This window comes from Methanococcoides orientis, from assembly GCF_021184045.1.
Taxonomy (GTDB): Archaea; Halobacteriota; Methanosarcinia; order Methanosarcinales; family Methanosarcinaceae; genus Methanococcoides; species Methanococcoides orientis.
Genome location: NZ_CP073710.1, coordinates 1,301,211 through 1,315,580, shown reverse-complemented (window position 1 = coordinate 1,315,580; position 14,370 = coordinate 1,301,211). Strand labels below are relative to the sequence as shown.

General features: G+C 43.5%; 13 protein-coding genes. 8 read left to right on the top strand and 5 right to left on the bottom strand.

Translation table 11 applies throughout. From position 1 onward, the window contains the following. Positions 1–26: 26 nt before the first annotated feature. From J7W08_RS06245 to acs, 3 genes are all read right to left on the bottom strand, one after another. Positions 27–1,064 (bottom strand): adenosylcobinamide amidohydrolase, encoded by a 1,038-nt coding sequence (locus J7W08_RS06245; RefSeq protein WP_233083695.1) that lies wholly within the window; start codon positions 1,062–1,064, stop codon positions 27–29. A 229-nt stretch (positions 1,065–1,293) separates the two neighbouring features. Then, entirely contained in the window at positions 1,294–1,941 is a 648-nt protein-coding gene (gene pyrF, locus J7W08_RS06240; RefSeq protein ID WP_048194883.1) for an orotidine-5'-phosphate decarboxylase, read from the bottom strand. Positions 1,942–1,993: 52 nt separating this feature from the next. Then, entirely contained in the window at positions 1,994–3,940 is a 1,947-nt protein-coding gene (acs, locus tag J7W08_RS06235) for an acetate--CoA ligase (protein WP_233083694.1), read from the bottom strand. Between the two features lie 316 nt (positions 3,941–4,256). Here acs and J7W08_RS06230 point away from each other — a divergent pair, with 316 nt between their 5' ends. The 6 genes from J7W08_RS06230 to J7W08_RS06205 all read left to right on the top strand — a co-directional run bounded on the left by J7W08_RS06230 (position 4,257) and on the right by J7W08_RS06205 (position 10,138). Further along, a complete protein-coding gene (locus J7W08_RS06230) occupies positions 4,257–5,018 on the top strand; it encodes a class I SAM-dependent methyltransferase (RefSeq protein ID WP_233083693.1) in 762 nt (253 codons plus the stop codon). A 14-nt stretch (positions 5,019–5,032) separates the two neighbouring features. Beyond that, positions 5,033–6,628 (top strand): ABC transporter substrate-binding protein, encoded by a 1,596-nt coding sequence (locus J7W08_RS06225; RefSeq protein ID WP_233083692.1) that lies wholly within the window; start codon positions 5,033–5,035, stop codon positions 6,626–6,628. 66 nt (positions 6,629–6,694) lie between these two features. Further along, on the top strand, positions 6,695–7,639 hold the full coding sequence (locus tag J7W08_RS06220; protein WP_233083691.1) for an ABC transporter permease: 945 nt from the start codon (positions 6,695–6,697) through the stop codon (positions 7,637–7,639). A 41-nt stretch (positions 7,640–7,680) separates the two neighbouring features. Next, a complete protein-coding gene (locus J7W08_RS06215; protein WP_233083690.1) occupies positions 7,681–8,535 on the top strand; it encodes an ABC transporter permease in 855 nt (284 codons plus the stop codon). After that, a complete protein-coding gene (locus J7W08_RS06210) occupies positions 8,535–9,467 on the top strand; it encodes an ABC transporter ATP-binding protein (protein ID WP_233083689.1) in 933 nt (310 codons plus the stop codon). Before J7W08_RS06215 ends, J7W08_RS06210 begins: the two co-directional genes overlap by 1 nt. Then, positions 9,452–10,138 carry an ABC transporter ATP-binding protein gene (locus J7W08_RS06205; RefSeq protein ID WP_233083688.1) on the top strand — a complete coding sequence of 229 codons (687 nt, stop codon included), beginning with the start codon at positions 9,452–9,454 and terminating at the stop codon, positions 10,136–10,138. Before J7W08_RS06210 ends, J7W08_RS06205 begins: the two co-directional genes overlap by 16 nt. Before the next feature lie 509 nt (positions 10,139–10,647). Here J7W08_RS06205 and J7W08_RS06200 read toward each other — a convergent pair. Continuing rightward, positions 10,648–11,046 (bottom strand): hypothetical protein, encoded by a 399-nt coding sequence (locus J7W08_RS06200; RefSeq protein WP_233083687.1) that lies wholly within the window; start codon positions 11,044–11,046, stop codon positions 10,648–10,650. 333 nt (positions 11,047–11,379) lie between these two features. On the opposite strand from J7W08_RS06200, the gene J7W08_RS06195 reads away from it, so the two are divergent. Together J7W08_RS06195 and J7W08_RS06190 are read left to right on the top strand one after the other, a co-directional pair. Beyond that, positions 11,380–13,398, top strand: coding sequence for a sodium-translocating pyrophosphatase (locus J7W08_RS06195; protein ID WP_233083686.1), 2,019 nt, complete (start codon positions 11,380–11,382; stop codon positions 13,396–13,398). Between the two features lie 169 nt (positions 13,399–13,567). Continuing rightward, positions 13,568–13,723, top strand: coding sequence for a hypothetical protein (locus J7W08_RS06190; protein ID WP_233083685.1), 156 nt, complete (start codon positions 13,568–13,570; stop codon positions 13,721–13,723). A gap of 64 nt (positions 13,724–13,787) precedes the next feature. On the opposite strand, the gene J7W08_RS06185 is transcribed toward J7W08_RS06190, so the two are convergent. Beyond that, on the bottom strand, positions 13,788–14,243 hold the full coding sequence (locus J7W08_RS06185; protein WP_233083684.1) for a hypothetical protein: 456 nt from the start codon (positions 14,241–14,243) through the stop codon (positions 13,788–13,790). Positions 14,244–14,370 lie beyond the last annotated feature (127 nt).

The following is a 14,370-nucleotide window of genomic DNA, read 5'->3' as shown; positions in this document are numbered from 1 at the left end:
ACCACACAGATTTCCATAAAAGATGATCAGGAAATGTTATTCTTCACGATCCAGGAGGTGACAACTATCCAGTTATCAAGAATGCTATCGTACTCATTCAAAAGTTCATCTGCAGGGACCTCTAGATCCATGTCCAGTACCTTTGGGAGTTCTCTCATGATAGCAAAAGCAGCCTTTCTGCCGGCATTTTCCGGAATGAGTCCCCATGATATTTCATCGATGATATGGAGCACGGAAACAGTTGCAGCTACAAGTGCCGGGTTTCGTGATGTCTTACGAAGTTGGTCTATGAATCCGGGCTTCTTGTTCTCCCCCTCCAGAGTTGATGCTACTTTCCAGTATCTTGCTTCATCGATACCGAAACGGTCAAGTCTTACCAGCATATCACGCTGGGTGATCGGTTTTATGTCCGATTGGATCCCAACAGCTTTTGTTACGGCTTCAAGAACACATTTTCCGATCAGTTCTCCTAATTTAGAGTGCTTTCCGGAATCTGTAAGCTTTAACTTACTGGTGGTGTCTGCAACAACAGTTATCATATCAGTTCCTGTCCCTGTTGCTATTCCGCTTGAATAACGACTGGGTGCCATAAGCTGCTGCAATGCTGCACTCTTTGCTTCGGTTGCGGTCATCAGTGACCTTGCCATTGAATATGCTGGCAGGTCTGCTCCTATTAACAAAATAATGTTTATCGTACCGCCAACTGGTTCGAACCTTTCATCTTCCTGATAATAAGATGAAGGATCTCCAGCACGGCCACCGTTTATTTCAACTCCGCCTGTTATAATTGCTGTGACCTCAAGACCCCTGAATGAATCAGAAACAACAACGGCATTCTCCATTCTTGCTGTTGTAAGCATCCCTGATGCCTTGTTGGGCTCAAGTCCAAGTCTGCCTGCAACTATCCTGAGGTATTCGGGAACACTTCCGCCCTCAAGGTCACCAGCACCATGGCTTCGGTGTGGTATCATGTGATTGAAGACCGCTTCCATCTCCTCACTGTATCCTCCGTTGAGCCACGAAGTTGTGAGTGTCCTTCTTCCTTCTGGAAGTTTTACTACCAAAGAATTATCCTGCAGGTATGCAAGTTCCCCTGCAGAGGTTTCAAAAAGTATTTTGTGTTCCGTCTAACCACTACTCTTTGTGCAACAATTTCAGTAATTGCTTATGTTTGTTATCTATTAATGGCTGGTTCTGAATATATTGACTTTATATCAGACAGATCTGTTTTGCCTCAGTACTCATAGGGTTCATCATTGCTCAGAAAAGTTAATCATCATAGGCAATAACAGATCAGCATTTCATATCATTGCATATTTTCATGGCAGCATCAGCAGGTGAATCTGAGTTATAGATACTACGTCCTACGATCACCCAGTCAGCACCTGCATTGATAACATCGGCAGCACTGCCACCCTGTGCACCTACGCCAGGTGAGATTATATGCAGATCATTACCGATGATCTTGCGGATATCCCTGACCCTTTCAGGTCTTGTGGCTGGTGCAACAACACCTGTAGCTCCGGCATCTGCGGCCATCTGGGCAATGGTCTCTGCAACAGGGCGGAAGAATTCCACACCACCGGGGTGGCTCATTTCTGTTACGACGTAGACGTCCCTGCCATATTCCTCTGCGACCTTTACACAGGAGTCCAGGCTGTCACGCCCTGTAAATCCGTGTGTAATGACCGCGTCAGCTCCGGCTTTGAATACCTGTTCGCAGATAAGGCGGTCGGTATTGGGGATGTCAGCAACTTTAAAATCAGCAATAACAGGGGCAAGCTCGGCTAATTCTTTAACGATGCCCAGTCCTTCTCCAAGTACAAGTGGATATCCGACCTTTATGGAATCCACATATTCAGATACTTCATTAGCGATACGCAGGGCATTTTCCCTGTCTGTGACATCGAGGGCAAGGATCAAGCAATTTTTCTTTTCCATAGGGCATCTCCTGTATCCTGGTTTTGGAACAAGTATTAGGTTACTAACGGCTTCAATGTTCCCTTAGCTCATTAACCTTTCTTTTAAGTTCCTCGACCACAGCAGGGTTCTGGAGGGTTGTAATATCTCCTACCTCTGTGTCATTGGTAATTGCTTTCAGGACACGCCTCATGATCTTACCGCTTCTTGTCTTTGGAACTTCATCTGTGAATATGATCTGTTTCGGACGTGCTATGGCACCGATCTCATCCACGACATGTTCCTTTAATTCCTGTTTAAGCTCATCACTGGCCTGTGCATCTGATTCAAGGATCACGTAAGCAACGACTACCTCTCCCTTTATCTCATCGGTCTTTCCATCAACTGCAGCTTCTGCAACTGCCTTATGTGATACAAGTGAGCTTTCGATCTCCATTGTACCGAGCCTGTGGCCGGAAACCTTGATGACATCGTCCAGACGTCCAAGTACCCAGAAGTACCCGTCCTTGTCTCTGCGTGCACCATCTCCTGCAAGGTATCGATCTGTACCCCACTTGCTCCAGTAGGTATCAAGGAATCTCTGTTCATCCCCGTTTATTGTTCTGATCATACTGGGCCATGGTCTCTCAATGGCAAGGTATCCACCTTCACCCTCAGGTACTTCATTACCTTCCTCATCAAGTATAGAAGCCTTTATTCCGGGGAATGGTCTGGTTGCAGTACCTGGTTTCATTGTTGTGAGTCCGGGTAGGGGACTTATCATGATCATTCCTGTTTCGGTCTGCCACCATGTATCCACAATGGGGCAGTTGGAGTTGCCGATGATCTCGTAGTACCATAGCCAGGCTTTCGGGTTGATTGGCTCTCCAACACTTCCAAGCAGTCGCAGGGATGAGAGGTCGTACTTTGCAGGAATGTCATCTCCCCACTTCATGAATGTCCGTATTGCGGTAGGTGCTGTGTAGAAGATAGTTACGCCGTATTTTTCCACGATATCCCAGAACCTGCCCTTGTCCGGATAGTCCGGTGCACCTTCATGCATTACAATGGTTGCCCCGTTAGAGAGAGGCCCATATACCAGGTAGGAATGTCCTGTTATCCATCCAACATCGGCTGTACACCAGAATATATCATCATCCTTCAGGTCGAATATCCATTTAGAAGTCACATTTGTGCCTACCATATAGCCACCGGTTGTATGGACAACACCCTTTGGTTTTCCTGTAGTCCCGCTGGTGTACATCAGGAACAATATGTCTTCAGCATCCATTTGTTCAGGTTCACATACTGAATCGACATTGTGTATGAGTTCATCCCACCAGATGTCCCTTTCCTCTTTCATGGCGATGGCATTGGCAGCATGGTTTGTTACAATAACCTTTTCCACACATGTTGTATTCTCAAGTCCCCGATCAGCCTTCTCTTTCTGTTCCACCAGTTTTCCTTTGTGGAAATAACCGTCGCATGTAATGACATATCGGCTGTTCGCATCAGTCACACGCTGTGCAAGAGCTTCTGCGGAGAATCCTGCAAATACAACGCTGTGGGGTGCACCGATCCTGGAGCATGCAAGCATGGATATCACTGCTTCAGGTATCATGGGCAGGTAGATCGTTACAACGTCGCCTTTCTTCACTCCCATTTCTTTTAATGCGGCAGCAAAACGAGCAGTTTCATCTAACAGTTCCTTATATGTGTAGGTCTCTGAATTTTCCATCTCTCCTTCCCATATAAGGGCTGTCTTGTCACCATGTTTTGAAATATGGCGGTCCAGGCAGTTGTAGGAAGCATTCAGTTTTGCACCGGTGAACCACTTTGCGTGAGGTGGCTGCCAGTCAAGGACCGTATCCCACTTTTCGAACCAGTCGATGTTGTGGGCAAGATCTTCCCAGAAGCCCTCAAAGTCCTCTTCCGCTTTTTCATATATCAGGGGGTCTTTCATGTTAGCCTGCCTGACAAATTCTTCCGGTGGATAGTACTTCTTCTGTTCCTTAAGTAAAGATTCGATTGTTTCTGTCATTTGTTAACAAGACCTGTGGATTGTCTAAAACTGTTCAATAATTATAATGATTAATTAGGTAATATATGTAGTGGTCAAAAATATTTATTTGATGACTATATGGACTTTATGCACTTTTCAATATTCTGGCATGAATCATTTTTGTTCTATTGAACAAAAATAATGCTTTATTAAGGTATTTTACATCTTTTCTACTTCTTTCAACTTAATATTTCTATTTGATTATAACTTATTTGGTATTATTTTTAAAATATATGAGCAACATAAGTATTACGAATACACAAATTATTAATACTACTATGAATTACTACTTAGTATGACGTTTGTTAAGAAAAGTGTTAAGGAAGAAATTGCCGGAAAATGGGACATCTCATCACAGACCTATGATTCACACCATGGTCATGCTATCAAAAGTGGGGTAGAGGCGGAAGCATGGAAAAAGCTGTTCAAAAACAATTTTCCAAAAGGCAAGCTTGAGATCCTTGACGTTGGTTGTGGTACAGGTGAGTTGAGCATTCTCTTATCACAGATGGGTCATCACGTAACAGGCATTGACCTTTCTGAAAAGATGATGGAAAAGGGAAAATTAAAGGCACGATCCAAAGGGCTCGATATAACTTTTCTGAAAGGCGATGCTGAAGATCCTTCTTTTGAAGATGGCTCATTTGATGTTGTTTTCAACAGACATCTTTTGTGGACACTTCCAAACCCCGAACGTGCTTTGAGTTCATGGCAAAGAATCCTGAAAGAAGGTGGGTACGCTGTGATAGTTGATGGTGTGTGGGATGACAGGTCTCTTGACACAAGAACAAGGAGATTCATAAGCAACGTTGCAACAATGTTGCTTGAACGAAAAAATCCCTGGGAGCATTATTATTCTGAACAGATCAAAGAACATCTTCCAAATGTGGGTGGGACCCCTTCAGAGAGAGCACATGGCTATCTTGATTCAGCGGGATTTGGGGAAATAAATTGTGTAAATCTTCGACACATTCGTGATATTCAGAAGAAATACATGCCTGTTAGGCAGCGTATTTGCTACAATTATGACTATTATCTAATTCACGGTAAAAAATGAAAAGGAGAATTCGAATGAAAAATAGATTTCTGTCGATATTGTTGATAATGTCACTGCTTGCTGTTCCTGTCTTTATGTCAGGATGTATCAGCAGCAATGAACAATCTGTTGAGAGTGGTGAACAGGCTGTTGCAGATCCTTCAGCTGCGGGGCAAACGCTTGTACTGGGGGAAATGTGGGACATTGAAAATATTGATCCCGCATCAGCAGGTACTGTAATTTGTGAAAAAGCAGCTGTAACTGAAACCCTTGTGGGTGCAAATCCTGACTTCTCACTTAAACCGGTACTTGCGACCTCCTGGGAACAGGTGGATGATCTAACCTGGATCTTTGATCTCAGGAAAGGTGTAGAATTCCATGATGGATCTACAATGACAGCTGAGGACGTGAAGTATTCCCTGGAAAGAACTATGGCTGAAAACCCCAGGGTAGAATCAATGCTGAATATTGGTTCGATAAATGTTGTTGATGATCACACACTTGAGATAAAAACAAAAGAAATAAACCCCATCCTTGCAGGTATTCTTCATTATCCCGATACCTCGATCATTAGTGAAAGCTCGATAGATGAAAATGACAATTTTGTCAAACCTGTGGGAACCGGCCCTTATTCCTTTGAATCTTTCAATGAACAAACACGCGTACTTACAGTTGTAAGAAATGAATACTGGTGGGGCGGAGATGTCGGTCTTGAAAAACTGGTGCTAAAAGGTATGCCTGATCCCAATACAAGAGCAATGGCTATCGAAAATGGGGAACTCGATTTTACAGTTGATGTACCATACAGTGAAACAGACCGCATAGATGCCATAGATGGGCTCAGTGTGGAAAAATATTCTACTCCCCGGGTTTACAAGATAGATACCAACCTTGAAGATGAAGCTCTGGCTGATGTAAGGGTCAGGCAGGCAATATCGTATGCAATAAACAGAGAAGATATTGTAGAACACGTGCTTTACAACGTAGGTACCCCGGCTGCCGGTCCTTTCTTACCTTCAATGAGCTGGGCTAACAAGGACCTGAAGCCATATGAACAGGACCTTGAGAAAGCAGATGAGCTGCTTACACAAGCCGGCTGGACAGATACAGACGGAGATGGTATTCGCGACAAGAACGGGGAGCCCCTTGAACTTGAGCTGTTAACCTATGCTGCAAGACCCGGACTTCCTCCTATGTCTGAAGCAATTGCTGCCCAGCTCAAGGAAGCAGGGATCTCTGTTTCATCCCAGGTACTTGAATGGGGTGCAATATCAGATAAAAGGGAAAATGGTGACTGGGACCTCGTTCTTGCAGCTTTTAATATTGCAATGGTGCCTGATCCGGAATATGTCCTGGGTAACTGGTACACGACCGAGGGACCTGACAATACTCCCGGATACTCCAATCCTGAAGTCGATGCACTGGTGGAAGAAGCAAAGACCATCAAAGACCTTGATCTGAGGTACCAGAAATTCAACGAAGTTGAAGCGATCGTGTATGAAGAGCAACCAAAGATCCTAGTCGCTTACTACGGCTGTGCCATAGTTAAGAAAGATTCGGTGAAAGGCTATGTCTTCGACCCTACAGCACACGATTACAGTGTCAATGCAGGGATGTATATCGAAGAATGAAAGTCCTCCGTCAGGAGAGGGTGCAAGCCTTCTCCTTCCTTTTTATACGGAGTTGGATGTGTCATAATGTACAGATATGTTCTCAAAAGAATGGCTTTTGTGCTCATTACCCTTTTTGCAGTAATTGCGTTGACATTTTTCCTCATGAATGTAATACCCGGCGGGACGTCTGAACTGATATTGAAACATACGTTCATAGGTCTTGAGGAATCTGCTACTGAAGAACAGCTGGCACAGATATCAGATCGTTACAATCTCAATGCCCCTCTCTACATTCAGTTCATTGAATGGATAAAAAGCGGTTTTCTTGAAGGTGACCTGGGGACATCCTTTGTGTACCACAAACCCGTGTTACACCTCTTAATGCTACGGCTTCCTGCTACCATAATTCTTGCATTATCAAGTATGACGATTGCAGTTATTGGGGGCGTTTCACTGGGTATATATGCGGCATTGCGGGAAAACAAATTCGCAGATCATCTGCTGCGTTTTCTTACACTTTTTGGAGTTTCAATGCCCGGGTTTTGGATCGGTTTGATATTGATCCTGTTATTTTCGGTTTACTTGAAGTTAGTACCCGTTGCAGGATACGGAAGTATTGAAAACCTGATACTGCCTGCACTTGCCCTCTCCATTCACTCCCTTGCATCCATAATGAGGGTGACAAGGACAAGCATGCTTGAAACACTCGGAGAGGATTACATAAAGTTTGCAACTGCAAAAGGATTGCCTGTAAACAAGATCATAAGCAGGCATGCTCTAAAGAATTCCATGTTGCCGGTGGTTACGGTACTTGGTTTTCAGATAGGGGCAATGCTAGGTGGGTCCGTAGTAATAGAAAAAGTGTTTGCATGGCCCGGAATCGGTAGTTTGCTGGTGGACTCTATATTTGCACGTGATCTGCCGGTGGTACAGGCATGTATCATAGTAATAGTGTTCCTGTTCCTTGTTGTAAATTTCATGGTTGACCTGATTTATGTCTACCTTGACCCGAGAATAAAGTATAGGTGATCCAATTGGTTTTTAATTTTTCACAAAAAAGGGATTTTTGGTTGCAGTTTAAGGAAAAAGGCAGCATTACAGGAAAGATCCTCCGAAGAAAAGACATGACCCTGGCCATGGTATTGCTTGTGGCATTAGTGTTGGTTGCGGTTTTAAATCCCTTGCTATCTTCGTCAGATCCCAATGCTATTGACCTTAAAAACAAGAACCTTGCCCCATCGCAACAACATCTACTGGGGACAGATTACCTTGGCAGGGATATTTTTGACAGGCTGGTTGCAGGCACGACGACTTCCCTTTCCATCGCAGCCGGAGTAACTGCCATATCTCTTGTCATAGGAATTGGTATTGGCTGCATTTCCGGATATTATGGGGGTTTTGTTGATGAGAGCCTTTCCCGCCTGATAGATGTGTTCCTATCGTTCCCCGGCATTATTTTTGCTCTGGCTATTATGGGTTTTCTGGGAAGCAGCGTATCTAACCTCATACTTGCCCTGTCTGTAGTCCACTGGGCCAAATACGCCCGTCTTATGCGGGGGCAGGTGCTTTCAATAAAAGAGAATGAATACGTATTATCGGCAAAGACCATTGGTGCGGGTGACTTCCATATAATGAGAAAGCACCTGATTCCAAACTCCATTGCAACGGTCTTTGTCCTTGCAACAATAGATATAGGTCATGTAATTCTTTCCATTGCAGCTCTTAATTTTCTTGGTATCGGTCTCCCTACAGATGTCCCTGAATGGGGTGCCATGCTAAGTGCAGGGAAGGAGTTTATGCGGACATCTCCTTACCAGACAATATTCCCGGGTCTTACAATTACACTGGTTGTTATAATTTTTAGTATAATCGGTGAAGGCTTGCGGGATATTCTTGACCCCAATGAAAGAGGTGATGATTTCTGATGGATATTCTTAATGTAAGTAACCTTAGTGTGGGCTTCGTGACTGAGAACGGAACTGTAAAAGCGGTAAATAACGTTTCTTTTGAAGTAAAAAAAGGTGAAACCTTTGGGATTATAGGTGAAAGTGGTTCAGGTAAATCTGTTATTGGACAGGCTATTTTACGTTTACTTCCTTCCAATGCTACCGTGAAAGGGGACCTCTTTTTTGGAGGAGTAGATCTCCTTTCCTGTAGTAACAGCCAGATGAGGCAGATCCGGGGCAAGAAGATTTCGTTGATCCCTCAGAATCCCTCTGGTTCCTTAAATCCTTTACTTAAAAACAGGATACAAGTAAGCGAAGTCTTTGAAGTTATGGGGATTGACAAAAAGAAGGGTTTGAAGGTAGCACTCCGGATGATGAAAAAGATGTTTTTAAAAGACCCTCTAGGAATGCTTGAAAATTATCCTCATGAGCTTTCAGGAGGAATGAAGCAAAGGCTTTTGGCAGCGATGTGTCTTTCTTATAATCCTGAACTTCTCATTGCGGATGAGCCTACAAAGGGACTTGATTCACGTTCAAGGGCAGGTTCTGTCGATCTTTTCAGGCATGTGAAGAACGATCATGGAAGTTCTATGCTTGTAATTACCCATGATCTTGATTTTGCGCTGGAGATATGCGATAGGGTCGCGGTGATGTATGCAGGAGAAATTGTGGAGATCGGATCAGCTACAAAAGTATTACGTAATCCTTCCCATCCATACACAAAGGGTCTTTTGAATGCTCTGCCACGCAATGGTCTTGTACCTCTGCATGGTCAGACTCCCAGCAGGATCGATCTTCCCGAAGGCTGTCTTTTTTCCGGAAGATGTGTTTTATGTTCGGATAGGTGTCATATTGATCAGCCGGATATCAAAAGAATTGATGGAGGAATTGTCAAATGTCATCTTTATTGACTATAAATAATCTTGTAAAAACGTTCGAAGGCCACAGGGTACTTAATGGCATTGATCTTGATGTTGAAAAAGGAGAAACTCTGGGACTTTTCGGGAGTAGTGGTTCAGGTAAGACAACGGTCGGCAGGTGTATTGTAGGTCTGGAAAAACCGGACTCGGGTAAAATCCTTTTTGAAGGAAATGATATTCTGACCATGGGTCGCAGAGAGAGAAAAAGTGTGCGCCCAAAGATCCAGATGATCTTTCAGCATCCGGAAATTTCCTTGAATCCGAGACTTAAGGCGTTTGATAGCCTTGTTGAACCCATGAAAATTCATGGCTGCTATGACAGTTCTTCCCTTTCGAATAAAGTTGACGAGTTGCTTGATATGGTGGGGTTGAGAAGTGAACATCTGAAACGCTATCCTGCACATCTTAGTGGCGGTGAGATCCAGAGAATTGTGCTGGCTCGCATCCTTTCTATCAATCCGGAGTTCATTGTGGCTGATGAACCCACTTCTATGCTGGATGTTTCGGTGCAGGCACAGGTGTTGAAGATCATGGAGAAAATTCAGCAGGAAAAGGGCATCTCGTACCTTCTGATATCCCATGACATTGATGTCCTGAGGAAAGTATGCAACAGGATAGCTTATCTGGAGGATGGAAAAATAACAAGAATAGAAAGGATGTAATTTTATCATGAAATCTTAGAATTGGTACTGCTATAAGATGGATATATGTGTGGATGTTGGAACGTTTAACAAAAATATGTCTAAATATGTTTGTGGGTTAGATCGCAAACATATTGGTGGAGTTAATCCTCTTGCAATGGGATAAAGAAGATTCCTTTAGGAAAGCTAGGGCTTATTACGAAACTCTCTACCATTCTATTTTTAGATTATGTTCCATCTTCCATTAGGCACTTAAAGATTACCAGGTGAGGGGAAGCGCAGGCAAGAGCATGATTGGGGGATCACCTGGCAGGGAGTGGTGGTACGTATGTAAAGCCTGCGCTCTAATTAATAATATGTTTCAATCATATAAATGTATAATTATTAATCATGATATTTTTATAATAAACTTACTTTTAATAAAAACACTGATCGATTCATGATTGAATATCAATTATCTCTTCAAGCTAGGTCTCAAGAGCCTTATTCAATTGCCTAAGGCTGTAATATAATATAGTACATTATACGTATCAGCTTTTATTATAGAAGATATTTGGTGTTACTTTGACATCTGTAAGTGTCTTTGTAGTTCCACCGGGATATATAACTTGCAGGGAATCAATATTTGTTCCCAGGTTGCGGCTGTCGTGCAGGTAGTAACTGTCACTTAATCTGGAAACATCTTTTAATGTAATAACTGCAGTATCGTAACCGATCTCTTGAATTTCTGCTTCTTCATATTCAGAAAAGATGCTATCGAAGGATGATTCAAGGTGGCGTGTGCCGAATGCCAGCACGTACATTCTGGCGAACATATCAATGTCATAGGTCACTGTTACATATGCATTAGTTTCATCAAAGCGCATGACCATCCTGTCAAAATGCATAAAATCATTTTCTTCTTTGACTTCCTGCGCTAACGCAGGCATCGAAATAGAGGAAAATAATATGAATAACACAAGAAAAGAAAGCACTTTCATATTAACAGGATTGTACTACATGTAGATATTACTAACGCATTTTCTTTGGAAGAATGATATAATTGGAGTTAAAACAATCCGAATTGTACATATCGAAGCTATTTAATAACAGTTTAACATTTTCCAATCGATACATTCATATTTAGTGTGTTCTATTTCAACCTGCTTTTAGCATTAATATATAAGTAAACAAAGCAATCCTTCAATGGATTTGTATGTGGTTACTATTATAAAAATATCATATTGATCATTAATTAGATCTAAACAAAGAGGAGTATGATTATGGAGAGTTTAATTTACCTTGCCCCTCTGGCAGGTATCGTAAGCTTGGTATTCGCTGCATTCTTTGCTTCCCGTGTCCTTAAGGAAGGAACCGGTACAAAGGAGATGCAGGAGATATCACTTGCGATCCAGGAGGGTGCTATGGCTTATCTGAACCGTCAGTATAAGACCGTAGCTGTAGTAGCAATTATTCTTGCTGCGCTTATGTTCTTCCTTCTGGGAGATGATAGTGGCAAGATCGCAATCGGATTCATCGTTGGTGCAGCTGCATCCGCGCTTGCTGGATATGTTGGAATGAACGTATCTGTCAGGGCTAATGTCAGGACAGCACACGCAGCTTCAAAAAGCTTGCAGGAAGCAATGTCTGTCGCATTCCGCGGTGGAGCTGTAACAGGACTTGCAGTAGTAGGTCTTGCACTGCTGGGTACCAGTGGTTTCTACATCCTTTTCGGCGATGTTGATCTTGTAGTCGGATTCGGTTTCGGTGCAAGTCTTATCAGCCTTTTCGCAAGGGTCGGTGGAGGTATCTTCACAAAGGCTGCAGATGTCGGTGCTGATCTTGTGGGTAAGATCGAGGCTGGTATTCCTGAGGATGATCCAAGGAACGCTGGTGTCATTGCTGACAACGTAGGTGACAATGTTGGCGACTGTGCTGGAATGGGTGCAGATCTGTTCGAGACATATGTCGTTACTGTCCTCGCATCAATGCTTCTTGGTTCCCTGATCCTCGAATCATATCCAAACGCTATCCTTTACCCATTGATCCTCGGTTCAGTGGCTATCTTTGCTTCCATTATCTCTATCTTCTTCGTGAAAGTAGGCAACGATGGAAAGATAATGAAAGCGCTCTATAAGGGTGTTGCAGTATCAGCAATTCTTAGTCTGATCGCATTCTATTTCGTGACCGATTCCCTCATGGGCGACATGAGATTATACTACGCATCCATTGTGGGTATCATCATAATGGTATTGATGGTAGTATTTACAGAGTACTACACTTCCACAAGCTTCCGTCCGGTCAAGACAATTGCCAAAGCATCCGAAACCGGTGCTGGTACAAATGTCATCTCCGGTCTTGCAATTGGATTTGAGAGTACTGCACTTCCACTCATCATCATCGTTGCCGGTATCCTTGCATCCTACTTCGTAGTAGGCGGTGCAACTGATCCTGCAATGGGTGTTTACGGTATTGCTATTGCTGCAGCAGCAATGTTGTCAACGACCGGTATGATCGTGGCTCTTGACTCATATGGTCCTATCACCGACAATGCTGGTGGTATCGCTGAAATGGCAAAGATGCCTGCGGAAGTACGCAAGATCACCGATGAACTTGATGCAGTCGGAAACACGACGAAGGCTGTGACAAAGGGTTACGCAATAGGTTCTGCTGCACTCGGTGCACTGGCACTTTTCGCAGATTACAGGCACAAGGTTAACCTCGAAGCAGGTTCACTCAGTCTTGACAATCCTATCGTCCTTGTTGGTCTCCTTATCGGTGCTTTGCTTCCGTTCCTTTTCACTGCTGTCACAATGAGGGCAGTAGGAACTGCAGCATTCGCTATTGTTAACGAAGTTCGCCGCCAGTTCAGGGAGATCCCTGGTATCATGGAAGGCACTGCAAAGCCGGAATACGGTAAGTGTGTGGACATCGTTACAGCAGCAGCTATTCGTGAAATGGCAATTCCAGGTATCCTTGCTATCTTCGTTCCACTTTTAGTTGGACTCGTGCTTGGTCCGGAAGCCCTTGGTGGATTGCTTATCGGTATCATCGTTGCAGGTCTTCTCCTTGCTATGACCATGAACAATGGTGGAGGAGCATGGGATAACGCAAAGAAGCTCATCGAAGACGGAAAATTCGGAGGAAAAGGTTCCGATGCTCACAAGGCAGCAATTGTCGGTGACACAGTCGGTGACCCATTCAAGGACACATCAGGTCCAGCTCTTAATGCACTGATCAAGGTAGTTAACATGATCGCGATCCTGTTCTCTTCCCTGTTCATCGGAAAAGGCCTGTTCTGAATTTAAAAAATCGATCCGGTATTGACCGGATCACTTCTTTTCTTTTTTAATATACGTTTTTTCCGTTCTTTTTCTTGCTTCGTTGCTATCTTTTTGCAAATTTGCTATTTTTGTTCACGCGAGGAAAAAAGGGGAATAATGTTTCTATGGCCTGGCAACTTTCTATTCTGTGGAAGATGCTGTGTCCCTTCTCAATGCATCCGGTTTTGATGGTCTGTTCTTCACCCAGACGATCTTCAGGGACATGAAGGACATGAAAGATCTCGAGCCTGTGCTGCCTGGTCATGGGCAAGGCTCTTTTGTGGTAATCAGGACTGGTAAATGACAGCTTTTTCCAATGATCTGGATGTCTTATGAGATAATTCTGTCAGCATGCAAAATCAATTGGGTCATGCATCACACATGTCGAAGAAAACTCCTCTCTCTTCAAGTTCCTGCACGATCTCCTCATAGAAAACTCCCAGTCCTTCCACAGTCTCGTGTGCAAATTCATCGACACGTCCGGCAGGTCCTCCTATGGTCGTGGTCTGTGCACCGCATGATGGGCTCTTTGGAACTCCGAGTATCTTTATGGAATAGCCTTCCTGGTAGAATTGCTCGAGCATATCTGCAAAGGGTTCGAAAAGAGATCGACAAAAGCGTCTGTAGTTCGGGGTCTCAAGCTGGTCTTTTGTTATTTCCCTTCGTGCACTTCCAAGGTAGATCATTTCAGGACATGGAAGCTGGATCACGTTCCTGCTGCATATCTCCATTTTAGGTGGGGCTTTGATGCCTTTGAGACGGGAATATACATTTGCCAGGCAATGCCCAATAACCAGTATCTCTTTTCCATTCTTTTCTTGCATGATACGAACTCCTCACTAACCTATGTCTTTTATCTAATATTCTTCACATGCTTCATAAAATGTTCAGGTATGACTGTCATATCTAAGCAATATTTATATAGTGTCAGAAACGGTTTAAATCTATCTC

Bases quoted from the DNA above. Each gene is read 5' to 3' on its own strand.
- J7W08_RS06185 (WP_233083684.1), bottom strand. From the start codon at position 14,243: ATGCAAGAAAAGAATGGAAAAGAGATACTGGTTATTGGGCATTGCCTG.
- pyrF (WP_048194883.1), bottom strand. From the start codon at position 1,941: ATGGAAAAGAAAAATTGCTTGATCCTTGCCCTCGATGTCACAGACAGG.
- J7W08_RS06205 (WP_233083688.1), top strand. From the start codon at position 9,452: ATGTCATCTTTATTGACTATAAATAATCTTGTAAAAACGTTCGAAGGC.
- J7W08_RS06195 (WP_233083686.1), top strand. From the start codon at position 11,380: ATGGAGAGTTTAATTTACCTTGCCCCTCTGGCAGGTATCGTAAGCTTG.
- J7W08_RS06220 (WP_233083691.1), top strand. From the start codon at position 6,695: ATGTACAGATATGTTCTCAAAAGAATGGCTTTTGTGCTCATTACCCTT.
- J7W08_RS06200 (WP_233083687.1), bottom strand. From the start codon at position 11,046: ATGCCTGCGTTAGCGCAGGAAGTCAAAGAAGAAAATGATTTTATGCAT.
- acs (WP_233083694.1), bottom strand. From the start codon at position 3,940: ATGACAGAAACAATCGAATCTTTACTTAAGGAACAGAAGAAGTACTAT.
- J7W08_RS06230 (WP_233083693.1), top strand. From the start codon at position 4,257: ATGACGTTTGTTAAGAAAAGTGTTAAGGAAGAAATTGCCGGAAAATGG.
- J7W08_RS06225 (WP_233083692.1), top strand. From the start codon at position 5,033: ATGAAAAATAGATTTCTGTCGATATTGTTGATAATGTCACTGCTTGCT.
- J7W08_RS06210 (WP_233083689.1), top strand. From the start codon at position 8,535: ATGGATATTCTTAATGTAAGTAACCTTAGTGTGGGCTTCGTGACTGAG.